This is a genomic window from Sorangium sp. So ce834 (assembly GCF_051521425.1).
GTDB classification, from domain to species: Bacteria; Myxococcota_A; Polyangia; order Polyangiales; family Polyangiaceae; genus Sorangium; species Sorangium cellulosum_D.
Genome location: NZ_CP150351.1, coordinates 4641345 through 4663164, shown reverse-complemented (window position 1 = coordinate 4663164; position 21820 = coordinate 4641345). Strand labels below are relative to the sequence as shown.

Annotated in this window: 20 protein-coding genes; 12 read left to right on the top strand and 8 right to left on the bottom strand. The window is 73.9% G+C overall.

The genetic code is table 11. From position 1 onward, the window contains the following. Positions 1-28 precede the first annotated feature (28 nt). Entirely contained in the window at positions 29-1075 is a 1047-nt protein-coding gene (locus tag WMF20_RS16960) for an LNS2 domain-containing protein (RefSeq protein WP_437614896.1), read from the top strand. Positions 1076-1120: 45 nt separating this feature from the next. Here the strand turns inward: WMF20_RS16960 and WMF20_RS16955 are convergent, their stop codons facing one another. Then, positions 1121-2314 (bottom strand): vWA domain-containing protein, encoded by a 1194-nt coding sequence (locus WMF20_RS16955; protein WP_437614894.1) that lies wholly within the window; start codon positions 2312-2314, stop codon positions 1121-1123. A gap of 286 nt (positions 2315-2600) precedes the next feature. Between WMF20_RS16955 and WMF20_RS16950 the strand changes: the two genes are divergently transcribed. Beyond that, positions 2601-3218 carry an HAD family hydrolase gene (locus WMF20_RS16950; RefSeq protein ID WP_437614892.1) on the top strand — a complete coding sequence of 206 codons (618 nt, stop codon included), beginning with the start codon at positions 2601-2603 and terminating at the stop codon, positions 3216-3218. Positions 3219-3223: 5 nt separating this feature from the next. Here the strand turns inward: WMF20_RS16950 and WMF20_RS16945 are convergent, their stop codons facing one another. Next, the gene (locus WMF20_RS16945; RefSeq protein ID WP_129575346.1) at positions 3224-3916 is read right to left on the bottom strand and encodes a DUF2293 domain-containing protein; all 693 of its coding nucleotides are present in this window, start codon (positions 3914-3916) and stop codon (positions 3224-3226) included. Positions 3917-4129: 213 nt separating this feature from the next. Here WMF20_RS16945 and WMF20_RS16940 point away from each other — a divergent pair, with 213 nt between their 5' ends. Further along, positions 4130-4714 (top strand): class I SAM-dependent methyltransferase, encoded by a 585-nt coding sequence (locus WMF20_RS16940; protein WP_437614889.1) that lies wholly within the window; start codon positions 4130-4132, stop codon positions 4712-4714. Positions 4715-4801: 87 nt separating this feature from the next. After that, positions 4802-5611, top strand: coding sequence for a fumarylacetoacetate hydrolase family protein (locus tag WMF20_RS16935; protein WP_437614887.1), 810 nt, complete (start codon positions 4802-4804; stop codon positions 5609-5611). Between the two features lie 420 nt (positions 5612-6031). On the opposite strand, the gene WMF20_RS16930 is transcribed toward WMF20_RS16935, so the two are convergent. From WMF20_RS16930 to WMF20_RS16915, 4 genes are all read right to left on the bottom strand, one after another. Then, positions 6032-7492 carry a serine/threonine-protein kinase gene (locus WMF20_RS16930; RefSeq protein ID WP_437614885.1) on the bottom strand — a complete coding sequence of 487 codons (1461 nt, stop codon included), beginning with the start codon at positions 7490-7492 and terminating at the stop codon, positions 6032-6034. 157 nt (positions 7493-7649) lie between these two features. After that, a complete protein-coding gene (locus tag WMF20_RS16925) occupies positions 7650-9779 on the bottom strand; it encodes a DUF2169 domain-containing protein (RefSeq protein ID WP_437614884.1) in 2130 nt (709 codons plus the stop codon). 182 nt (positions 9780-9961) lie between these two features. Beyond that, entirely contained in the window at positions 9962-10822 is an 861-nt protein-coding gene (locus tag WMF20_RS16920) for a hypothetical protein (RefSeq protein ID WP_437614882.1), read from the bottom strand. Positions 10823-10831: 9 nt separating this feature from the next. Further along, positions 10832-12451 (bottom strand): hypothetical protein, encoded by a 1620-nt coding sequence (locus WMF20_RS16915; protein WP_437614880.1) that lies wholly within the window; start codon positions 12449-12451, stop codon positions 10832-10834. A 269-nt stretch (positions 12452-12720) separates the two neighbouring features. Here WMF20_RS16915 and argJ point away from each other — a divergent pair, with 269 nt between their 5' ends. The 6 genes from argJ (at position 12721) to WMF20_RS16885 (ending at position 18144) form a co-directional block, all read left to right on the top strand. Then, positions 12721-13896: a bifunctional glutamate N-acetyltransferase/amino-acid acetyltransferase ArgJ gene (argJ, locus tag WMF20_RS16910; protein WP_437614878.1), complete on the top strand. Its 1176-nt coding sequence runs from the start codon at positions 12721-12723 to the stop codon at positions 13894-13896. Positions 13897-14228: 332 nt separating this feature from the next. Next, complete coding sequence (locus WMF20_RS16905) at positions 14229-15089, top strand: hypothetical protein (RefSeq protein ID WP_437614876.1); 861 nt, start codon at positions 14229-14231, stop codon at positions 15087-15089. Positions 15090-15253: 164 nt separating this feature from the next. After that, positions 15254-15832, top strand: coding sequence for an OmpH family outer membrane protein (locus WMF20_RS16900; RefSeq protein ID WP_237245400.1), 579 nt, complete (start codon positions 15254-15256; stop codon positions 15830-15832). Between the two features lie 41 nt (positions 15833-15873). Beyond that, complete coding sequence (gene fabZ / locus WMF20_RS16895; protein ID WP_020735442.1) at positions 15874-16341, top strand: 3-hydroxyacyl-ACP dehydratase FabZ; 468 nt, start codon at positions 15874-15876, stop codon at positions 16339-16341. A 23-nt stretch (positions 16342-16364) separates the two neighbouring features. After that, entirely contained in the window at positions 16365-17015 is a 651-nt protein-coding gene (locus tag WMF20_RS16890) for a TlpA family protein disulfide reductase (protein ID WP_437614874.1), read from the top strand. A gap of 28 nt (positions 17016-17043) precedes the next feature. Next, positions 17044-18144 carry an enolase C-terminal domain-like protein gene (locus WMF20_RS16885; RefSeq protein ID WP_437614872.1) on the top strand — a complete coding sequence of 367 codons (1101 nt, stop codon included), beginning with the start codon at positions 17044-17046 and terminating at the stop codon, positions 18142-18144. Positions 18145-18177: 33 nt separating this feature from the next. Here the strand turns inward: WMF20_RS16885 and WMF20_RS16880 are convergent, their stop codons facing one another. Both WMF20_RS16880 and WMF20_RS16875 read right to left on the bottom strand, forming a co-directional pair. Next, on the bottom strand, positions 18178-18852 hold the full coding sequence (locus WMF20_RS16880) for a pseudouridine synthase (protein ID WP_437614869.1): 675 nt from the start codon (positions 18850-18852) through the stop codon (positions 18178-18180). Between the two features lie 14 nt (positions 18853-18866). After that, positions 18867-20093 (bottom strand): protein phosphatase 2C domain-containing protein, encoded by a 1227-nt coding sequence (locus tag WMF20_RS16875; protein ID WP_129575335.1) that lies wholly within the window; start codon positions 20091-20093, stop codon positions 18867-18869. A 236-nt stretch (positions 20094-20329) separates the two neighbouring features. Here WMF20_RS16875 and WMF20_RS16870 point away from each other — a divergent pair, with 236 nt between their 5' ends. Then, positions 20330-20479, top strand: coding sequence for a hypothetical protein (locus WMF20_RS16870; protein ID WP_020735437.1), 150 nt, complete (start codon positions 20330-20332; stop codon positions 20477-20479). 261 nt (positions 20480-20740) lie between these two features. Continuing rightward, entirely contained in the window at positions 20741-21703 is a 963-nt protein-coding gene (locus WMF20_RS16865; RefSeq protein WP_437614866.1) for an FHA domain-containing protein, read from the top strand. The last annotated feature ends 117 nt before the right edge of the window (positions 21704-21820 follow it).

Sequence of the window (21820 nt, the reverse complement as noted above, 5' to 3'; positions counted from 1 at the left end):
GCGCCGCCGCGGTATAGGTGGTCGCGCCTTGCGCCCCGGTCCGCTCGCCCCGCTGCTCCTCGCCGTCCTGTCGTCCGTCGCCTGCGCCGCGGGCCCGGCCGCCGCGCCCGCGCCGCAGGCCAGGGCCGGCGCCTGCCCGCCCCGCCCGGCCTGCGATGCGCCGCCGCCGGCCGCCTTGCCGCGCGGGTTCAGGCACACGCGCTCGCGCCTCGTCGCGAGCGGGTGGCCGCGCCACCGCGGCCGCGATCTCTTCGCGCGCCCCGACGGCCCCCAGTGGGCCATCGCGAAGTTCGCGTACGGGCCGCAGGACGACGATCTCGAGGACGAGGACGTCGAGGCCTATCTCCTCCGCGGCTGCAGCGGCGCCTGGGAGCGGCTCGGCACCTTCCGGACGAGCGACGACGATCGCCCGCACCCGACCGCGGAGGGCATCCCGGACACCGGCGGGCGTGTCTATCTCGATCTCGCGGCGGGGCGGCGCCTCGACGTCGGCCGGCACCGCGTCCACTTCGCCGTGGCCGGCGACGGCACGAGCGCGGATCTGTTCGTCGAGGTCCTCCCGCCCGGCGCGCGCGTGGCCGTCACCGACGTCGACGGGACGCTCACCTCGAGCGAGGTGGCGGTGGTCGGCGAGCTCTTCGGCGGCGCCCCGCCGGCCGCCCACCCCGGCGCGGCCGAGGCGATGCGCGCCCTGGCCGACAGCGGGATTCACCTCTTCTACGTGACCGCGCGCCCCGAGTGGCTCGTGGGGAGCACGCGAGCGTGGCTGAGGAGGCAGGGATTCCCGCCGGGCATCCTCCACACCACCATCGGCGTCACCGGCGCCTTTGGCCGCCCGGCCGCCGAGTACAAGACGATCGAGCTCGGGTGGCTCAAGGCCCGGACGGGCATCGTGCCTTCCTTCGGCTTCGGCAACATGCCGAGCGACGTCACGACCTACACGGCCGCAGGAATCGCCCCTTCACGATGCTATTATTACAAGCTCGGCGGCGATCTCCGCGGCGGCGTGCACCACGACGATTACCGGGCTCTCGCCCCGGCGCTCTTCAGCCCACCTGCCGCCTGCGCGCCCTGAGGGGCGCGGGGTCGCGCCCCGTCCAGGGGGCGCCCCCGCCGCCGATCAGAGCGGGATGTCGATCACGTCCTCGCAGGTGAAGTCGACGCCCAGGGCCGCCTCGGGATCGGACTGCACCGCGTTGCACGCGCCCTCGCAGAGCTCGATCTGCGTCGGGTTCGCGGGGTTGTCGTAGCGCCAGGCGTCGCCGCTCGCGCACTCCTGATCGTACGTGAGGGCGTTCGGCTCGCTCTGTCCGCTCGTGTAGGTCACGCGCACCCGCTGCTTGTCGAACGTCCTCCCGTCGGGGGCCGGCGGGATCGCGATCGTGCACGACACCGCGGCGCCGCGGATCTGGTCGATGGCCGCCCTGAAGCTGGTCGCCGTCGCGTCGGGGTTGCCGGTCTCGATGATGAACGCCTTCCCCGTGCCGCCGGCCGCGGCGATCTCGGCCAGGTTGTCCACGTTCCCGGGCTCGTCGTCCGGCGGGTTCGCCACCCCGATCACGTAGGTCGGGATGTTGTCTCCGCGCGCCGCATCGACGTGCTCGACGACGGCCTGGATCGAGTCGGACCCCCGGCACAGCTGCGGGTAGCCGTCGGTCACGAGCACGAGCGCGTACTTCCCGGGGTTCTCCCGGCGCTGCGCGTCGATGAACGAGATCGTCCCCTCGACCACGAACGCCGTCGGCGTGCCCATGCGCCAGTCCTCGTCGGTCTCCGGCGTCACATCGTCGATCGCCTCGGCGAACGCCCCGGAGGGCAGCGGCGTCATCTCGACGTCCGGCGTTCTGTAGGTCCTGGCCGAGCACATCTGCCGCTGCTGCGCGCCGGGGAAGAAGGTGAGCGAGGCGGTGAGCCCCGCGGACGCAGGATCCGCGAAGAACTGCTTTGTCGCCGCGACGACGGGATCCCACTTGAGCTCCTTGCTGTGCGAGGGCCGATCGTTCGCTCCCATGCTGCCCGAGACGTCGAACGCGACAGCCAGGTACACGGGCTGGAGCTCGGCGCTGGCCCTGTGCGTGGCGCACGCGTCGCCGGCGCCGGTCGAGCCGCCGCCGCTCGGGCCGCTCGGGTTCGAGCCGCTGCCCACGCTCAGATCGCTCCCTGAGCCGGCTGAGCCGAAGCCGTTGTCATCGCCGCCCGAGCCGTTCGCGGCGCCCGAGCCGCCCGGAGAGAGATCGTCGCCGCCCGCGCCGCCGCACGCCGCACCGACCGCAGCCACCACGAACAAGGCAATGCCCATCGCAGGCAATCTCATGGCCTGACTCCTTTATAAGCAAGTGCCGGCGCCGTGCGCCGGTGGAGAGAAGCAACCCACCACATGAGGCCTCACGAGCCGACGCATCGCCGGACCGCGCTCATGAGACCTCGCCACCCATGAATAGTATAAGCCAGAAATCTGCTCATTGCGAGACATGGTTTCTAAAATACGGTGTCAGTCCGCGGCGCCCTCACCGCAACTCACCCGTGTGGCGGCAAAACCTGTAAGCCGATGTGATCTACGCGCTCACACGGGCGCTCGGCGGTGCTAGGCTCCGTACCGTATGTTCCGTAGGGTCCGTATCGTCCGCTCGGTTTGTTTCGATTTGATGGACACCGTCCTCTACGACCCGTACCGCGAGGCGCTCGCCGCGGCGATCCGGACGGCCGCGCCCGGCGACGTCGCCCGGCACCGTGACCCCACGTGCTGGCCCGCGTTCGAGAGCGGCGAGATCGATGAGGCCGAGTTCGCCCGCCGGTTCTTCCGCGAGGGCGCCGTGGGCGTCTCGTTCGATATCGACGCCTTCAACCGCGTGCGCCGCGCGGGATACCGCTTCTTGCCCGGCGTGCGGGAGATCGTCGAGGCGCTCCAGGGCCGCGCGCTCCGGTTCGTGGCGAGCAACTACCCCGTGTGGGTCGAGGAGCTGCGCGAGGCGTTCGCGCTCGACGGCCTGTTCGAGGGTGTCTATTCGAGCCATCACCTGCGCGTGCGCAAGCCGGCGCGCGAGTTCTTCGATCGCCTCGTGAGCCGCATCGGGGTCGACGCGGCCGAGTGCCTGTTCGTCGACGATCGCGCGGAGAACTGCGACGCTGCGGCCGCGGTCGGGATGCGCGCGCACGTGTTCGACGGCGCCGCGGGGCTGCGCGCCCGGCTCGTCGGCGAGGGCCTGCTCGACGCCTGAGGGCGCTAGGCCGGCTGCGCCGTCGCGCCGGCCAGGGCGCCGCAGAGCGGGCACGACGCGGCGGCGTGCGGCGCGTCGCCGCGGTGCAGGTCGAGGATCGCGCGCGAGATCTGCGCGAGCTCGCGCCGCACCTCGCGGCGCATCCCCTTCACGCGCGGGATGGCCATCGTGTCGTACGCCGTGGTCTGGTGCCGCATCCACGCGATCACCGCCGACTCGGCGCGCCGCTCGACCGGGATCCGCTCCGTGCGGGCGACCGTGCCGCTGCCCACGGGCGTCGCGTGCTGCGTCACCCGGGTCGCGAGCGCCCGCGCGAGCGCCGCGTAGCGCGGCGAGAACCGGAGGAACGCCGCGACCTCGGCCTCGAACTCGCGCACGTACGCCTCCTGATCGCGCTCCCGCCGGCGGGCGTCCGCCTCGCGCTTCTTCGCGTAGGCGGGCGTGCTGCGCTCGGCCTCGAGCGCGGCGCGGGCGGCCTCGATGGTGGCGGCCGGCGCCCAGAGGCCCCGGGAGAACGTCTTTCTCCCGCGCTTCTCGACCACCATCCAGGAGGGGCCCGCGAGCTTCACCCGGCGGGTGAGCCCGGCGTCGCCCGGCGGCAGGCACGCCCAGCCCTCGGGGGGCGAGAGCAGCGCGCCGTCGGGCGCGCGGAAGCGGCGGGGATCCGGGGTGGGGGCCAGGGTCAGGCACTCGGGCATGGCGGCGCGGCCGGCGTGGTAGGCCAGGTCATCCCGCGCGTCCAGCCGCCGTCGCCCCGCCCTGTCCTCGCGCCGCCGAACAGGGCGGTGGTAGGCTCCGCGCCGTGCGAGGCGCCCGCGGGCTCGTGCCCGAGCGCGAGGGGCCGTCGCGCGCGCCGCCCTGCGAGGGGCCTGCCCCTGCGGCCGGCGCGCTCCACCGGACAGGAGGCCAGCGTGTCGGACGACGATCGCATCAGGTGGGACGCCCGCTACCGCGAGGGCGGCGGCGATCCGGGCGAGCCCTCGGCGGTGCTCACGGCGCTCGATCCGCTCCTGCCCCGCCGCGGGCGCGCGCTCGATCTGGCCGGCGGCGCGGGGCGGCACGCCCTGTGGCTCGCGCGGCGCGGGCTCGACGTGACGCTGGCCGACATCTCCGAGGTCGGGCTCGGCGCCGCGCGGAGCGCCGCGGCGCGCGAGGGGCTCGCGCTGCGCACGGTCGCGCTCGACGTGGAGCGCGACCCGCTGCCCGGCGGGCCCTGGGACATGATCCTGATCTTCTACTTCCTCGAGCGCAGGCTCGCGGCCTGCGCGGCGGAGCTCGCCCCGGGCGGCCACCTCGTCGTGGTGCATCCGACGCGGTCGAACCTGCTGCGGCACGCGCACCCGAGCGCGCGCTGGCTGCTCGAGGACGGCGAGCTCCCCGGCCTCGTCGGCGAGGCGCTCGAGGTGGTCCGTTACGACGAAGGGTGGCTCGAGGAAGGGCGCCACGAGGCCCGCCTCGTGGCGCGGCGGCGGGGCGCCGCGCCGCCCCCTCCGTGACGGCGCGGACGTGACAGCGCGGGCGTGTCAGCGCGCCGCGCCGGGTGCGAGCTTGCCGCGACGCAGAGATCGCGCTTTGCTCGCGCCATGCGCTTCGCCCGTCTCGCGCCTCCGGATCAAGATCGCCCGGCCTTCTTCGCCCGCCTCGAGGGCGCGGCCGCGCTCGTCCTCGACGCGCCGCCCTGGCTCGGCGGCAAGGCCACCGGCGAGGCCGTGGGGTGGACCGACGTCGACCTCGCCTGCCCCGTCGCCCCCACGAAGATCGTGTGCGTGGGGCGCAATTACGCCGCGCACGCGCAGGAGCTGGGCAACGAGATCCCGGTCGAGCCGCTGCTCTTCCTCAAGCCGCCCTCGGCGCTGATCGGCCCGGGCCAGTCGATCGTGCTCCCGCCGGAGAGCCAGCGGGTCGAGCACGAGGCGGAGCTCGGCGTGATCATCGGCCGCCGCTGCAAGGCCGTGCGGCCGGAGGAGGCGGCGGATCACGTGTTCGGTTACACCTGCCTGGGCGACATCACCGCGAGGGATCTGCAGAGGAAGGACGTGCAGTTCACGCGCGGCAAGGGGTTCGACACGTTCTGCCCGGTCGGGCCGTGGATCGAGACGGAGCTCGACCCCGCGGCGCTCCGCGTGCGGGGCGTCGTGAACGGCCAGGTGCGGCAGGACGAGATGACCGCGCAGATGCTCTGGAGCGTCCCCGCGCTGGTCGCGTACATCAGCCGGGTGATGACGCTGGAGCCCGGCGACGTCATCGCGACCGGGACGCCCCAGGGCGTGGGGCCGCTCGTGTCCGGCGACGAGCTCGTCATCGACATCGCCGGCGCCGCGGCCGGGGCGGCCGGGATCGGGCCGCTGCGCGTGTCCGTCGAGGCGCAGCAGAACGGCGCCGGCGCCCGCTGAGCGACCCAGCCGACGGCGGCGTCGCTCGCCGGGACCCAAGGTCGGTCGAGCGCGGCCCGGGGCGCGCTCCGGTGCGTGAGGCCTGATCGGCTCACCCTCCCATCGCCCCTGCGGCGTTCCGTCATCGAGCGAGCGCCCGCTCCCCTGGTTCGCGGCCCCGTTGATCGGCGGCCGGACCGGCCGGCGCGCCCGCTGCCCGGCATGGCAGGCCCTGTGCACAGCCCCGCGGGCGAACGGCATCCATCCACCCGCCGTTGCGTCGCCGGAGCGCCCCGGGCCACGGGGCCGCGCGCGCGCCGCAACAGAGCTCCGAGGTCACCGATGACATCGCTCGAGAACAACTGGCAATGGCACCCCATGGCGCTCCTGGCCTTCGGCGTCGGCGCGGCCGCGCGCGGCCCCGCCGGACCGAGAGGCGCCTCAGAACGCGTGCCCGTCCCGGAGCACGATGGTCACGTGCGAGAGCCCGGTCCCGCCGAGGAGCATCGCCTTGACGAGGAACTCGATCATCGTGTCCAGGCACTCGGCGGGTGAGAAGCCCGCCCGCCCGGACCCGAGCAGGGGCAGCGCCATGCTCCGGAGCTTCATCGTGTCGGCGTGGTAGAAGCACCCTTCGAGGAGCCGCTGGATGAGATCGCGGGTCGGCCGGTAGGTCGCCACGTGATCCCAGTCGAGCGTGATCGCGTGGAAGACGAACCGCGCGCTCAGCCTGCCGGCGGAGCTGACCACCACCCCGCCGTGACGCACGGGCACGTACTTGCGCGTCTCCAGGTGGCACACGCCGCCGCTCGCGTGGTTCAGGGCCATCGCCACGCCGGCGGACATCGTGAGCTGCCCGTCGTCCGAGCTCACGAGCGCGTCGGCCGACACGGACGCGATGTTCGCGCGCACGATCGACAGCGTCCTGTCCCCGTGGAACTGGAACGAGGTGACCGGCCCGACCGGGCCGCCCGCCAGGATGACGGGGCGGACGCGCTGGTACTGCTCCAGGTACACGCGGAGCGTCAGGTCGTGCGGATCCCCCCAGCGCGTACTCTGCGCGCCCAGGAGCGCGGCCTCGATCTCCTCGAACGACTGGAAGCGGTCCTTCGGGTCCTTGGCCAGGCAGCGCTCCAGGATGACCTGCACGTCCTCGTCGAGCTCGGGCCGGAGCGCCCGCGGCCGCGTCGGGATGTCCTGCCGGTGCGCGAGCAGGAGCGGCAGGAGGTCCTGCTCCTCGAACGGCCGCTGCCCCGTGGCCGCGTGGTAAAAGGACGCGCCGTAGCTGTAGATGTCCGCGCGCGTGTCGCTCTCCTGCGGGCTCCACGCCTGCTCGGGCGCCATGTAGTACGGCGTCCCGAGCACGGTCCCCATCGCCGTGAGGGGCTGCTCGCGCAGGGCCGTGGGCCCGGTCGTGGCGGTCAGGCGCGCGAGGCCGAAGTCGGCGACCTTCAGCTCTCCGGACGGCGCGATCAGCATGTTCGACGGCTTCAGGTCGCGGTGCATCACCCCGAGCTCCGTCGCGGCGGCCATCCCCCGCGCCGCGTGGAGCATGTAGCGCCGCAGGTCGTCGAGCGGCAGCGGCCCGCCCTGGAGCCGCGCGGCCAGCGACGGGCCGCCCACGTACTCCATCACCATGAACGGCGACCGGCTCGAGAGAAAGCCGAAGTCGTAGCAGCCCACCACGTGCGGCGACTTGATGAGCGCCGAGATGCGCGCCTCGCGCAGCATCCGCTCGCCTGCGTTCGGCTCCGCGTGCCCCGTGAGCACCTTGATCGCCACGTCCCGCGCGAGCGCGAGGTGGCGCGCGCGGAAGACGGCGCCCATGGAGCCCACGCCGAGCAGCCCCTCCACGCTGTACCGGCCCACGAGCTCCTTGCCCAGGGTCAACGCGTCTATCATGGACGAACCATCGCTTGCACCAGCAGCGATGTTCGGAACCCCGCGCGCCGCGGTCAAGGGGCACGGCGCGCCGCGCATTTCGCGAGCGCGGCGTGGGGGCCGGGGCGAGATCGCCCTCGGGCCGGACGGCGCGATGACGGCGCGCGATCCGGCGCGATCAGAGGGCGTGGGCCGCCAGCGCGCCGCCCTGCGCGCGCGGCCGCGGCGCCTCGCGGAGGCTCGCGATCTCGGCCTCGACCCGGGATCGGAGGCGCGGATCGTCGGCGAGCCGCCTGGCCCAGAGCCGCCGCATGCGCGCCCACACGGTGCGCCGGATCGCGCTCTCGCCGAGCGCAGCGGAGACCCCGTTGCGCTCGGTCGCGACGACCAGCCGGGCGTAGTCGGTCGCGCTCAGGGCGCCGCGGACGGCTTCCCACGCGGTGACATAGGCCTTGTCGAACCGGTCGCGGAGCGCGCGCTCGCGGCGCCTGACCTCGTCCGCCATCGCCTCGCGCCAGCGCCGGTCGGCCTCCTGCCAGCGCGCCTCGGAGAGGCCGTGCGCCTTGAGCACGTCGGCGCGGGGGATCGGCCGCTCCTCGAGCTCCGCCGCGACGATCGCGCACCGCTCGAGGCTCACCTCGTCGCCCTCGCCGAGCGGCGGGAGCGGCTCGGAGGGCGGCGGCTCGCCCGCGCACCGGAGGACGTGAAAGAAGCGGGAGGCGGCCGGCGGCTCGGGCCCGCGTCCGAGGGCGCCCAGGGCCGGGAAGGCCGGGAGGACGGCCTCGACGCGCAGGGGCGCGACCTCGACGCGCAGGGGCGCGACCTCGTCGTCCAGCGCGAGGGTCGTGAGCCCCGCGGACGGATCGGGCGCCGGCGAAGGGCGCTCGCTGGACCACGGGGCGCCGGGGATCGGCGCGTCGATCGCGAGGCGCGGCGTCGGCTGGAGGAAGAACGGGGTCGCCGGCCGCTCGCTGGCGCGCGCCTCGTCCGCGTCCGACAGGGCGATCGTCCTGCTCGAGGCGGCGACGTCGCCCTGCGGTGGCGCGAGCCCCGGCCAGCCTGGCCGCGCCGGCGCTGGCGCGGCGGGCGCGGGCTCGAACGGCAGCGCCGGCGCGCGCACCGCCGCCTCGCTCAGCTCCTCGGAGAGCGCGATCGTCTGCTGCGGCCCCTGGATCAGATCGATGATCTCGATCTCGTCGTCCGAGAGGTGGATCGTGCGCCCCGGATCCGCGCCCCACGGGCAGGCCGGGGCGGAGACGTCGGGCGGCTCCTCGATCAGCACGGTCCCCTCCGGACCGATCCGGGGCTCGGCCGGATGCGCTTCCTCGGCGCGCCCGGCTCGCCCGGGGCGCAGCTCGGGCCACGCGAGCTCCTCGCCGTCGATCGCGACGCCGGCGGCGATCCGCACGGCCGCGAAGGAGCCCTCGCCGGGGACGGGCACGATCTGGCGCCACACGACCGTGCAGCGCTGCTCGGCGCCGTCGATGCGGAGCGTATCGGCGCGGAGCTCCAGGATCTCGCCCCCGGACGCCGCGGACGCGGCGAGCCCCTCGATCCGCGCCACCCCGCGCGCGCTCGGCAGGCGCATCTCCAGGCGCGGCGCGGCCGGGTGCAGGTTCTCGAGCACGATCCACTCGTCGCCGCGCAGGAAATCGATCTGCTGGTCCGGGGGCGCCGCCTGGAAGTACGACCAGTCGAAGCCTGCGGGGATCTCCGCGTTCGGGCCCTCGAGCGCCTCGCGCCGGATCTTGCCGAGCAGCCGCTTGCGCGCGGGCCAGGCGCGCGCGATCGGGCCGAACCCTGCGGGCCGCGCCGGGTCCTGCGGATCGACGACGATCGCCTCGCGTTCGCGCGGGTCGACGCCGAACGGGTTGTCGCACCCGTTCGCGCCGCGGACCGCCTTCTCGTAGACGAGCGGCATCCGCTGGAACGGCTCACTGTCGCGGACCAGGAGGCGCTTGTCGAGCGCGCAGCCGCTCGCGCCGAAGACCGCGAGCCGCACCGGCAAGGACAGGACCTGCGCGCCGGGCGGGGCGTGCGCGTCGCCCGTGAAGAGCACGTCGGCGCGGCCCAGGTAGGGCGCGAGGTCGCCGGTGAACCGCACGCTCCGCGCGGGGTTCTTGCCGTGATGGACTTCGGCGCGGAGGATCTCCTGCGGCTCGGTCCGCCACATGGCCGCGCCGGGCGTGAACGCGAAGCTCGCCTTGACGATGATCGTGATGTACCGCTGGCCCTGCGTGCGCCATGCGACGGCGGTGGCCTCGGCGCCGGGGAGCGCCGTGACGATGTCGGGGGGGAGCGCGCTCACGCCCGCGCGCTCCGGCTGCTGCGACCTGCCATGGCTCGCCTCGTCGTCACCATTGCTTCCCGACAGGAGTACCTCGCGGGTGGTGAAGGTCGTGTTGCAGTTCGGTGATCAGCGTGTGGACGCGGCGCCCTCGCGGCCGCGTCGCGGCGCGCGCCGGCGCGGGCGCGACGCGGCGCCGGCGCTCACCCGCCGCGCGGCGTCACCCGGCATGCCCGGACGAAGCCGATCTCGCTCTCCCCCGACTCGATCCGCTCGATCCACCAGGAGAGCCCCGGGTAGGTGGTCCGGATGAGCTGCGCCGTCTCCGCGAGCCGCGCCGCGTCGCCCCGCGCGCCATAGAGCTCGGCGCGGAGCGCCTGGGCCTCCGGCGCATAGACGCCGTCGAGCACGTCGAGCACGGCCGGATCCACGTCGCAGAGCGACTCCGGCCCGTACAGCAGGGTTCGCAAGATGCGGTTGAAGCGGAGCGGATCGTCCGGCTCCACGCGGCCCGTGACCGGCGCGCCGCCCTCCGGGGGGAGGATCGTCCAGCGGCCCCACGAGCCCGCGCGGGCGAGCTCGGGCGCGAGGCGCACGAGCTCGCGCTGCTCCTCGGCGCTCGGCGCCGCGAGCTCGATCGGCACCGGCGCGCTCTCCGCCCGGTCCGGCGGCCCCACGTAGACGACCGCGAGCGTGTAATGCCCGGGCTCGATCCCCGCTGGCAGGAACGACGAGACATCGATGAGCATGCGCCTGCACGCCCCCGGGCACAGGCGAAACACCGGCGTGCCGTGCTCTGGGAGCGCGACCGGTGAGGGGTCGGTCCTCACGACCTCCTCGCCGGTGCCCGCCCGCGCGAGGTGGACGCCGATCGCGCCGGCGTTGCCCGCCCAGCTCGGGCGCGGCAACCGCCGGAGGCAGGTCTCGGGTCGGTCAGCGCACAGCGTGATGGCCACGTGCAGGGGAAAGCCGAGCACGTAGCGCCGATCGTGATCGAGCGAGCGCAGCGATAGGCCCGGCGGACCGGCCGGATCCCGGTCGCTTCGCGCGTGTTCATCGGACATGACAGCCCCTCATCTCCATCGAAGTCCCTTGTTGCTCTCCAGGCGCACGCGCCGGGTCTCCTTCACGTGGCGCCCGCACAGGTCAGCGCCGACCAGCCCGGCGGTCCCTGGGATGAGCTGCTTGTCGGCGTCGATCATCCAGTGGGAGCGGTAGTTCATGCAGCACGTCCTCGAGCGCGGCGTCCGGTAATCGAAGTAGCCGCACTTGTGCGGCATCCCGAAGGCGTGCGTGAGCTCGTGAACGATGGTGTGGAGCGTGCCTTGCTCGTAGCCGCGCCGGGGCTGCTCGCGCTCGGGGTCCCACCACGCCCTGTGGTGGGTGAAGAGGATGGTCCTGCCGGCGAAGTACCTCGCCGTTCCGACGTCGATCGTGGGGCTCATGCCGGCGACGTAGGCGGCGCCCGCCCCCCGCACGACGGCCTCGACGCGCGCCGGGATGCCGTAGCCCGGGGGCTCCCACGCGGCGCCCCTGCGGCGGGCGCGAGGGAAGAAGAAGAGGCGGTCCCTGTACGCGTGCGCGAGGGACCCGTCGCCCGCGGTGAACTGGCTCTGGATGTCGTGCGGCTCGAGCCAGAGCTGCGTCCGCGGCGGGTCGGACAGGACGGCCGCCATCGCGACCGAGAAGCCGATCTGCTCGCCGTCCCAGCGGAACGTGACAAGGCTCGCCTCGGGGTGATGGCCCGGGATCTCCACGTACTCCCGTCGCCTCTCTCCCTGTCCGCCGTCCAGGATCGTGACCACCCCGGTGAACAGCGGCGCGCCCTGGACCTCGGGCACCGGGTGCGGCTCGAGCGCGGCGACCAGGCAAAACCAGCCCGGCTCCCCGGCGCGCGAGAAGGCCTCGCTCACGAAGCGGGACGCCAGCTCGCCGAGCGTGCTCGCGTCGGGCGCGAGGCGCTGCCGGTCCTGGATCACCCGCTCTTCGGAGAAATCGAGCTGGGTGAAGGCCGGCTCGAAATGGCTCGGCACCTGGTCCAGCGGCAGCGGGAGCGCGCTCTCCATGCGGACGTACTCGACGTCGATCCGGCGCCACATCGTCATGATCCCGGTCTCGTCGGCGGCGGCCTCCGCGAGGCCCTCGGCCTCGAGCTCGGCGCGGACGATCAGGTTGTCGCCGGCGATGTCGGTCACGTGGCGTCGGATCGTGCTCCGCATCCCCACGATGGCCGTGCTCGCGCTGGTCTCCGTGATGTCGGACAGCGGATAGCCCTCCACCTCTTCCCAGCTGGGGCTCCTGTCCGACGTCCCCTCGTTGTCGTCTTCGACCGGCCCCACGTAGGCTCCCGAGGCGTCGAAATCGTTCTCGTCGAGGGTGGGAGCCCAGTCCGGGTGCACCTCCGGCCGCTCGTTGAACGGGTCGTCCGGATCGCGCGCGCTCCAGCGGATGCGCGCGCCCTCCAGCGAATGCGCGCCGTCGGGGCTCGTCACCTCGACGGTGATCTCGATGAGCTGCGTATTCCTCGCCCATCGCCCGTCGAGATCTCGATTGATGTAGACGCGTCCCTGGTTGTCCAGGCTCGTGTATCCGGGGCTGTATCCAGCCGCTCGCGTCGTCCCCGGCGGCGCGGAGACGTCCGGAGAGCCCGGGAGATACAGGCCTTTGATATCGACGATCCGGACGGTGGCCATCGGTCCGGAGCATTGCAAATGCCGCGCTCAGCCCGGCCGCCTCCGGACGTCTCATTCGCGGCCAGCAAATAGAAGGAAGAGCGGAGCGGCCCCGAGAAACGCGCCGCATCCGAGCTCCCTGGCGGCGCGCCCCTCCCGAGGAGGGGCTCCGCCGCCGGAGCGCGGCGCCGAGCTCCGCGAGCGATCCGCCCGACAGCGCTCGACGTGGCCTCCGGGCCCCCATTGCCGCTTTCTCCCGGCGCGCGTTCGTGCGTAGACTCCGCGCCCTCATGAGCTTCGAGCCAGTTGCAGGGTTTCGCTTCGGCGCCATCAGCGCGGGGATCCGGAAAGACGGACGTATCGACGTCGCGCTCGCGGTGGCCGATCAGCCGGCGGTGGTGGCCGGCATGTTCACCCGGAACCTCGTGCGCGCCGCGCCCGTGGACATCGCCATGCAGCGCGTCCGGTCGGGCCGCGCGCGCGCCGTCGTCGCCAACAGCGGATGCGCCAACGCCTGCACGGGCGAGGCGGGCTGGAAGGCCGCCCTCGACACGACGCGCGCCGTCGCCGAGGCCATCGGCGCCCCGGAGGACGAGGTCCTCCCCGCGTCGACCGGCGTCATCGGCGCCGTCCTGCCGGCGCACCGGATCGTTGAGCGCGTCCCCGAGCTGACGGCGCGCCTGTCGCCGAAGGGCTACCTCGACTTCGCCCAGGCGATCTGCACGACCGACCGCTGGCCGAAGCTCTCCCAACGCAAGCTGGGCGGGGGCGCCACGCTGCTCGGCATCGGCAAGGGCGCCGGGATGATCCACCCCGACGTCGGCCCCCCCCACGCGACGATGCTCGTCTTCCTGTTCACCGACGCCGTGCTCGACCCCGGCGAGGCGAACGAGGCGCTCGCGGCCTCCTGCGACGTGACGTTCAACGCGTGCACCGTCGACGGGGACACCAGCACCAACGACACGGTGCTCCTCCTGTCCTCCGGCGCGTCCCAGCGCCGCGCGTCGCGCGACGAGCTCACGGCGGCCCTCACCGAGGTCTGCGGCGAGCTCGCGCGCTCGATGGTGGCCGACGGCGAGGGCAGCACGCACGTCGCCGAGATCCGCGTCCGCGGGCTCTCGACGCGCGACGCGGCGCGCGCCGTGGCGCGCACGGTGGCCACGTCGATGCTCGTGAAGACCGCGCTGTTCGGCAAGGACGCGAACTGGGGGCGGCTGCTCGCCGCCGCCGGGCGCGCCGGCGTGCCGTTCGATCCGGCCGAGGCCCAGGTCCTCGTCGGCGGCATCCCGATCGTGCAGAACGGCGCGCCGATCGGAGCGGAAGCCGAGCGCAAGGCGAACGAGGTGCTCGCGCGCGACACCTACGTCATCGAGCTCGTGCTCGGCAGCGGCCCGGGCGACTTCTCCTACCTGACGAGCGACCTCGGACACGGCTACGTCGACGTGAACGCCGGCTACCGCTCGTGAGCCGCGCGGGGCGACCGGCCGGGCCGCTCGCGGCGAGCGCGCCCGCGCCTGCGCCCTGACCGGGACCCCTGCTGCGTCCGGCGGCTCCGCGGCGGCCGGGAGCGACGGCCGCCCCGCCTCGCGCTGCGCCCGCGGGCCAGTGAACCTCGCGCGACGAGAGCTGGTGAACGCAGGTTCACAAAGCGAGAGGCCGATCGGGCTTCCCCGCGATCCTCTGCGGCCGCCCCGTGGCACGCCTCGCCGGCCGCCCCGTGGCACGCTGCGTGTTAGCGCGCGGCATGGTAGTCGTGCGGGAGGGCCGCGCCGGTGCCGGCCGCCGCTGGAGGACTTCGATGCTTCTTCATTCCCCCCTTGCGAAGATCCTGGGTCGAGGCGCGCTGTTCCTGATGCTCGCCGCGACCGCGACGGGCTGTGGCGGCTGCGGTGACGCCGCGATCCATTGCGACCGCGACGGCGAGAACTGCCTCATCTGCGACGGCTACGGCTGTCGCCCGGCGGAGCCCGACGTCGGCGGCCAGGGCGGCGCCGGCCAGGGCGGCGTGGCCCAGGGCGGCGCCGGCCAGGGCGGCGAGGGCGGCGGAGAGGCCGCCTGCGACGCGGAGCTCACCACATGTCCCTGCGACGGCGACGACGCGTGCGCGGACGGCACGCGGTGCGTCGACGGGCTCTGCATCGCGGCGTGCGAGTTCAGCTACGAGTGCGGCGCGGGCCGGCTGTGCGTCAACGGCGAGTGCGCCGACGGCTGCTCCGACAGCGTCCCCTGCGAGGCGCCCGGCACGCGCTGCGACCGCGGGGTCTGCGTCCCCGACGCCGAGAACCCCGAGTGCAGCGACGCGGCGCCGTGCGAGGGCGGCGCGCTCTGCGTCGACGGCGCCTGCGCCGCGGGCTGCACCACCCACGACGACTGCGCCCCCGGCGAGGTCTGCAACGCGGTGACCGGGGCGTGCATGGCCGACCCGTCGCCGCAGCCCGGCTGCGCCGCCACGTCCTGCGCGGCCCAGGGCCAGGAGTGCATGGACGACGGCTACTGCCACTACCCCTGCGAGAGCGAGCAGGCCTGCAGGCTCATCGACAGCCGCTTCGTCCGCTGCGAGGACGGCTTCTGCAAGACGCGGGAGGAGGTCGCGCCGGAGTGCACGCTCGACGACCCCTGCCCCGACGGCAAGGACTGCATCTCCGGCGAGTGCCTCTGATCCACCGCCGCTGACCGAGGCCGCTCCGCCGCCGTTCCGCCGCGGCGGAGGCGGCGGCCGAGGGGCCGCCATCGACGCACCCTCACCTTCCGCGGCCCTGCCCCGCACACCTTGACCGTCCGTCACGCGGCGGGTAATCGCCTCGAATGGTCGCCCGCTCCCCCGTGCATCGTCCCGCGCCGCTCCTCGTCCGGATCGCCCGCGCCGCCGTCGTGTCGCTCGCCCTCGCCGCGCCGAGCGTCGCCGCCGCCGAGACCCGGATCGCCGTGGTCGACGTGCAGCACGCCGTCATGCAGACCGAGGACGGCATCCGCGCGCAGGCCACCCTGAAGAAGCTCTTCGACCGGCGCCAGCAGGAGCTCGACGCGAAGCAGACCGAGCTCCAGCGAGCGCGCGAGGACATCGAGAAGCAGTCGCGCGTGCTCTCGCGCGAGTCGATGCAAAAGCGGATGGAGGACTGGCAGCGCCAGATGGTCGAGCTCCAGACCGTGTTCGTCGATTACAACAAGGAGCTGCAGAAGAAGCAGGGCGAGCTCACCGGGCCCATCATCAAGAAGATGATGATCATCGTCGCCCGGGTCGCGAAGAAGTCGGGCTACGAGATCATCCTGGACAAGCAGGCGGCCCCCTACGTGCGCGCCGATCTCGACCTGACGGAGCAGGTCGTCCAGCTCTACAACACCGGCGGCGGCGAGGACGACGCGGGCGGCGACAAGGCGGAGAAGAAGGACGACGCCAAGTAGCGCGCTGCCCGCGCGCTCCACGCCGCGGAAAGGAGCCGGCCTTGCCCGACCGAACCCAAGAGCCCGTCTCGCTCGAGATCCATCAGATCCTGTCGATCCTGCCGCACCGCTATCCGCTCGTGATGGTCGATCGGGTGACGGAGGTCACCGCCAACAAGAGCATCCGCGGCTACAAGTGCGTCGCGTACAACGAGCCCTGGTTCCAGGGGCACTTCCCCCAGCGGCCGATCATGCCCGGGGTGCTGATCCTGGAGTCGCTCACGCAGCTCGGCGGCATCCTCGCCTACGCGTCGGACCCGTTCGACGCGACGTCGAACCTCATGTTCTTCCTCGGCATCGACAAGGCGAAGTTCCGCCACACGGTGACGCCCGGCGATCGGCTCGATCTCTACGTCGAGGTGCTGCACCACCGCTCGAACGTGTGGAAGCTGCGCGGCGAGGCGAGCGTCGACGGGACGCTCTGCGCCGAGGGGGAGATGCTCGCCTCCGTCGTCGATCGCGAGCCATGATGATCGGAGAGGGAGATCGCCCCATGAGCCGGAGCCCATCGTTCGCCCGCGTCGCCGCTGTCCTCTTCGCCTCCTTCGCCCTCTCGCTGCCGGCCGGCTGCGGCGGCGCCGCGCCCGCCGCCCCCCCGGCGCCCGAGGCGGGCGGCGGCCTCGTCGGCGCGGCGGCGCCCGAGCTCGCGGCCGAGGTCGTGAGCGGCGAAGGGCCCTCCACGCTCAAGGAGGCGGGCGGCAAGGTGGTGCTCGTCGACTTCTGGGCGACCTACTGCCACCCCTGCCGGAAGTCCTTTCCCAAGTACCAGGAGCTCGTCGAGCGCTTCGGCGGCGGGCTCGCCGTGCTCGCCGTCGCCCTCGACGCCCCCGAGGACGTCTCGAAGGAGCAGCTCGTCGCGTTCGCGGACGAGGCAGGCGTCAAGTTCAAGATCCTCTGGGACAAGGACCAGAGCGCGGTGAAGAGCTATAACCCGCGGAGGATGCCGACCGCCTTCATCGTCGACCGGCGCGGCGTCGTGCGCCACGTCCACGCGGGCTACGAGGACGGCGAAGAGGAGAAGATCGCCCGCGAGATCGAGGCGCTGCTCGGCGAAGCGGCCCCTCCGCCGGCGGCCGCTCCGAACGCGGCGCCTCCCCCGGCCGAGGCGCCCGCGCCGAGCGGCGGCCCAGGCTCCTCCCCGTGAGCCTCGCGCGAAGGCGGCGACTATCCTCATGTCCCCTACCCTGATCCAGCGCGTCTCGGTCGAGGCGCTCGACATCCCGCTGCACGAGCCGTTCGGCATCGCCGGCGGCGCGCAGGAGCGCGCGGCGAACCTCCTCGTCACCGTGGAGCTGGCCGACGGGACGCTCGGCTTCGGCGAGGCGGCGCCGCTGCCCGCCTTCAACGGCGAGACGCAGGAAGCGTCGCGCGCCGCCGCCCTCTCGCTGCGCGCCGCCGTGGTGGGCGCGGACGCGCGCGCGTGGCGCGCCATCGCGGTCGCGCTCCGCGCCGCGGCGGGCGGCGGCGCCGGCGCGGCGCGCTGCGCGATCGAGACGGCGATCCTCGACGCGCTCACGAAGCGCGCGGACATGCCGCTCTGGGCCTTCTTCGGCGGCGCGGGGACGGCGCTCACCACCGACATCACCATCACCACGGGCTCGCCGGAGCGCGCGGAGGAGGCCGCGCGCCGCGCCTCGGCCATGGGCTTCCGCGCGCTCAAGGTCAAGGTCGGCGGCCGCCTCGCCGCGTCGGATCCGGCGCGCATCGAGGCGATCGTCGCGGCGGCGCCGGAGGCGTCGCTGATCCTCGACGGCAACGGCGGGCTCACGGCGGCCGAGGCGCTCGCGCTCGTCGCGCACGCGCGCCGGCTCGGCGCGACCGTCGCGCTCCTGGAGCAGCCGGTGCCGCGCGACGACTGGGACGGCATGAAGGAGGTCACGCGGCGCGCCGGGGTCGACGTGGCCGCCGACGAGAGCGCCGCCTCCGCGGCGGACGTCCTCCGCGTCGCGGCGGAGCGCGCGGCGACCGTGGTCAACGTCAAGCTGATGAAGGGCGGCATCGCCGAGGCGCTCGACATCGCGGCGGTCGCCCGCGCGGCGGGGCTCGGCCTGATGATCGGCGGGATGGTCGAGTCGGTGCTCGCGATGACGACGTCGGCCTGCCTCGCCGCCGGCCTCGGCGGGTTCTCGTTCGTCGATCTCGACACGCCCATGTTCCTCGCCGAGAACCCCTTCGACGGCGGCTTCGCCCAGCGAGGCCCGGCGCTCTCGCTCGAGGGGATCCGGGCGGGGCACGGCGCCGCGCCGAAGCGCCGCGATCCGGAAGCCGGCTAGCGCGCCCCCGCGGAGAGAGGACCGCGGGCGCGCTCACGCCGCGGGCGCCGCGCCGATCCACGCCGGCACGCCCAGCTGGTCGAACGGCCCTCGCAGGTCGTCGGGCAGCGGCGCGGCGATGCGCAGCGGGGCGCCCGTCTCGGGGTGGGCGACGACGAGCTCGGCCGCGTGCAGCGCGAGGCGGTGCAGCGCGTAGCGCTCGCGGAAGAGGCGGTTGTGCTCGCCCTTGCCGTAGTTCACGTCGCCGATGATCGGGTGGCTGATGTGCTTGAGGTGCCTCCGCACCTGGTGCAGCCGCCCCGTGCGCGGGCGCGCCTCGACCACGGCGTAGCGCTCGAGCGCGTGGAGCCGCTCGAACTCGGTGACGGCCGGGACGCGCGGGCCCCCCTCGCGCCGCGGGATCGGGTGATCGATGCACCCGCGCTCGGGCGGGACGCCGCGGACGAGCGCCAGGTAGCGCTTCCGCGCGAGGCCCTGCTCGAACTGCGCGCCGAGCAGCGCCGCCGCGGCCGCGTCGAGCGCGACGAGCAGCACGCCGCTCGTCGCCCGGTCGAGGCGGTGGACCGGGAACACCTTCCGGCCGAGCGCCCGCTCGGCGAGATCGACGAACACGACCGGCGCGCTGCCCCAGCCGCGGTGCACGAGCAGCCCGGACGGCTTGGCGAAGGCCGCGACGCGATCGTCCAGGTGGAGCAGGGAGAGCTGCATCGCGGAGGCGCCGCTCAGCCGGTCCCCAGGGCGAGGTACCGCGCGAGCCGCTGGTACAGGGCCGCCGCGAGCTCGGCGTCGTGCTCGCACACCTCGGCGAAATCGTCCTTGCGGATCCGGATGAGCCGCGTCCGCGCCGCGGCGACCGGCAGGTCGCCCTTGCGCCGCGCGCCGACGAGCGACTCCGGGAAGAGCAGGCCGGACGAGATGATCCGCCGCCCGTCGGGCAGATCCACGGCCCCGTCGAGCACCAGGTAGGCGACCAGATCGCTCGCGACGTCGCGCGGGATGCGATCGCCCGCGCCGAGCTCCACCTCGACGCCCGCCGCGAGCGCCCCGAGCACCGCGGCCGGGCTCATGCCGGCGAGGAGCGGGCACGCGGACAGCACCGAGAGGTCGCGCGAGGACGGACCGGCGTCGTCCGCGCGCTTCACGAAGCGATCCATGATGTCGATGACGATCACGCTCGCGTTGTCGAGCCCGCCGCGCTCGCGCGCGTGCTTGAGGAGGCCCTCGGCGACCTCCTTGGGGCCGCCCTTCGCGCAGAAGCGGGAGAGCGACGCCTCGCTCTCGATCGCGTTGTGCACCCCGTCGGTGCAGAGCAGGATGCGATCGCCGCGCGAGAGATCGACGAACAGGGTGTCGACCGAGACGGTGCCGGCGAGCCCGATCGCGTTCACGAGCGGGTTGCGCTGCGGCTTCCTGGCCGGGGTCGGGGTGCCGGCCGCGCGGAGCGTGTCGTAGAGGGCGTGGTCCTGCGTGAGCTGGACGGTGGTGGTCGGGCGGACGAGGTACGCGCGGCTGTCGCCCGCGTGGGCGAAGAACGCCCGGCTGTGCGCGAGCACAACGAAGTCGAGCGTCGTGCCCATCCCCTGGTAGCTCGGCTCGGTGCGGCGCGCCTCCAGGATGGCCGCGTGCGCCGCCTCGCCCACGCGGCGGAGCAGCGCGAACACCTCGCGCCGCGCCTCGATGTTCGGGTCGGCCACGTACGCGTCGAGGATGGCGGCCGCGGGCGGGCGGAGCACCTCGTCGCGCACCGTGTCGATCGCGATCTGGGCGGCGACCTCGCCGGCGGCGTGGCCGCCCATGCCGTCGGCGATGCCGAAGAGGGCGAGCTCGGGGCAACAGAGGATCCGGTCCTCGTTGCTCGGGCGGACGAGGCCGACATCGGTCGATGCGGCGAACTCGATGCGATAGTCGAAGCGCGGGAGGATCCGGGACACCGCGACCAGGATAGACACCGTGCGGGCGGCGTCAAAATCGCGCGGCGCTCGACGACCGCGCGGTCGCTCCGCGCCCGCTCGCCTGCGCTCGTCCGCGCTCGCCCCCCGCGCCGCGCGATCGTTGCCGGGGCCACGCCGACGCGGCCCGGCACGCCCTGCGCACCGGCCCCGGCGAGGCCGTGCCCCCGGCGGACACACCAGCGTGCAACGCGCACGGATCCACGGTTGGCCCGACTCTCGCGTCTTCCGGGGGCATGCAACTCATCGAGGTGGACGTCGGGCGCTTTCGGCTCGAATTCGGCGGTGGGCTCGGGCTGGAGGTCATCCTCCTGTTCAGCCGCTCGGTCGCCTTCTGGCGCTGGGGCGGCGAGCTCGTTGCGGAGGTCAGCGTCGGCGTGAGCTGAGCCGGACATCCGTCGTCTCGCCCCTCGCCCAGCGGCCGCAGCAGATTCAGGACGTGCAGCGAAAGAGCCTCAGACGAAAAATTCCGGTAGGATTCGGCTCGACCGCATGAGGCCTTGCTGCTGTCTGCCATCCACCACGCTCGCCCCTGCCGCGGCGCCGCCGCAGGCCCGCTCAGCGATTCCGCCGTTCACGCTCGAGCCTGGCAGGCCGGCGCCGCGAACGATGCCGCGCGCGGCTGGGCGCGTCGCCTGGAGCGCGCGATGACCGTGCAACCGCGGATCGACGTCGCGACGATGCGGCGCGCCCTGTCCACCGCCGAGGCGGTGATGGCGCTGAACCCGCCCGAGTCGCCGATGATCGAGGGCTACCGGCTGTTCCGGGTGTCGGGCGGCGACGTCGCGTGGCTGGACATGCCCGCGAACACCGGCGCGTACGCCGTGTTCGGCTCGCACCCGCGCTGCGACGTGAAGTTCGCGTCGGGCGACGACGTGTGCGTGCGGCACCTGGTCGCCACGTGCTGCAACCTGCCCGACGGCGGCTTCGGCCTGCGGCTCATGGATCTGCAGACCTCGATCCCGTTCTTCGTGGACGACGACGTGCCGCGGCGCTCGATCGTGGTCAGCGGCCCGCTGCTCGTGCGCATCGGCAAGCACGTGGTGGGCGGGCTCCCGGTCGGGCCGCGCGCCTCGTCGCGGGTGATGCAGGTGAGCTCGTGCGGGATGAGCGAGCCGCCGCGCGGGCTCGAGAGCGTCTCGGAGAAGCCCGTTGACGGCGCCGTGCCCCCGGCGCCGACCGAGGGCATCACGACCAGCCACCGCTTCGCCCGCGGGGAGATCTCGCACATCACGTCGGTGCGGCCCGTCTCGCACATCGAGGAGATGGTCGCGCCGCGGGCGAAGACCGGGTACGTGCGGCTCACGCTGCAGTCGAGCGAGCGCAGCGCCGCGGTCGAGCTGCCAGAGCAGGCGCTCGACGACGGCGTGCTGCTCGGGCGCGCGGACAACTGCCTGGATCGCGGGCTGCGCGCCGTCCTGAGCACCCACATCTCGCGGACCCACCTGCTGCTCCTGCGCGACGGCACCGAGGTCATGGCCCTCGATCTCTGCTCGACGAACGGGACGAGGTACGCGGGCCAGAAGGTGCGCCGCGTGATGATCCCCGCCGAGGGCCTGGCCCTCACGCTGGGCCCCGAGCTGACGCTGATCTGGCACCCGCACACCTGACGCCGTCCGCCCTCGCGGCGGGCCGGAGCGGAGGCGGGCGCCGTCGAGGGCATCGCGGGCCGGCGAAGGGCGGGACGCCGGAAGAGGCGACCGCTCCCCCGGCGCCCTGCCGGCCCC

What these genes read in the sequence shown, in the direction of transcription:
- WMF20_RS16950 (WP_437614892.1), top strand. Translation starts at nt 2,601, where the DNA reads ATGTTCCGTAGGGTCCGTATCGTCCGCTCGGTTTGTTTCGATTTGATG.
- WMF20_RS16930 (WP_437614885.1), bottom strand. Translation starts at nt 7,492, where the DNA reads ATGATAGACGCGTTGACCCTGGGCAAGGAGCTCGTGGGCCGGTACAGC.
- WMF20_RS16955 (WP_437614894.1), bottom strand. Translation starts at nt 2,314, where the DNA reads ATGAGATTGCCTGCGATGGGCATTGCCTTGTTCGTGGTGGCTGCGGTC.
- WMF20_RS16870 (WP_020735437.1), top strand. Translation starts at nt 20,330, where the DNA reads ATGCAACTCATCGAGGTGGACGTCGGGCGCTTTCGGCTCGAATTCGGC.
- WMF20_RS16915 (WP_437614880.1), bottom strand. Translation starts at nt 12,451, where the DNA reads ATGGCCACCGTCCGGATCGTCGATATCAAAGGCCTGTATCTCCCGGGC.
- argJ (WP_437614878.1), top strand. Translation starts at nt 12,721, where the DNA reads ATGAGCTTCGAGCCAGTTGCAGGGTTTCGCTTCGGCGCCATCAGCGCG.
- WMF20_RS16935 (WP_437614887.1), top strand. Translation starts at nt 4,802, where the DNA reads ATGCGCTTCGCCCGTCTCGCGCCTCCGGATCAAGATCGCCCGGCCTTC.
- WMF20_RS16885 (WP_437614872.1), top strand. Translation starts at nt 17,044, where the DNA reads ATGTCCCCTACCCTGATCCAGCGCGTCTCGGTCGAGGCGCTCGACATC.
- WMF20_RS16945 (WP_129575346.1), bottom strand. Translation starts at nt 3,916, where the DNA reads ATGCCCGAGTGCCTGACCCTGGCCCCCACCCCGGATCCCCGCCGCTTC.
- WMF20_RS16905 (WP_437614876.1), top strand. Translation starts at nt 14,229, where the DNA reads ATGCTTCTTCATTCCCCCCTTGCGAAGATCCTGGGTCGAGGCGCGCTG.
- WMF20_RS16920 (WP_437614882.1), bottom strand. Translation starts at nt 10,822, where the DNA reads ATGTCCGATGAACACGCGCGAAGCGACCGGGATCCGGCCGGTCCGCCG.
- WMF20_RS16865 (WP_437614866.1), top strand. Translation starts at nt 20,741, where the DNA reads ATGACCGTGCAACCGCGGATCGACGTCGCGACGATGCGGCGCGCCCTG.
- WMF20_RS16890 (WP_437614874.1), top strand. Translation starts at nt 16,365, where the DNA reads ATGAGCCGGAGCCCATCGTTCGCCCGCGTCGCCGCTGTCCTCTTCGCC.
- WMF20_RS16880 (WP_437614869.1), bottom strand. Translation starts at nt 18,852, where the DNA reads ATGCAGCTCTCCCTGCTCCACCTGGACGATCGCGTCGCGGCCTTCGCC.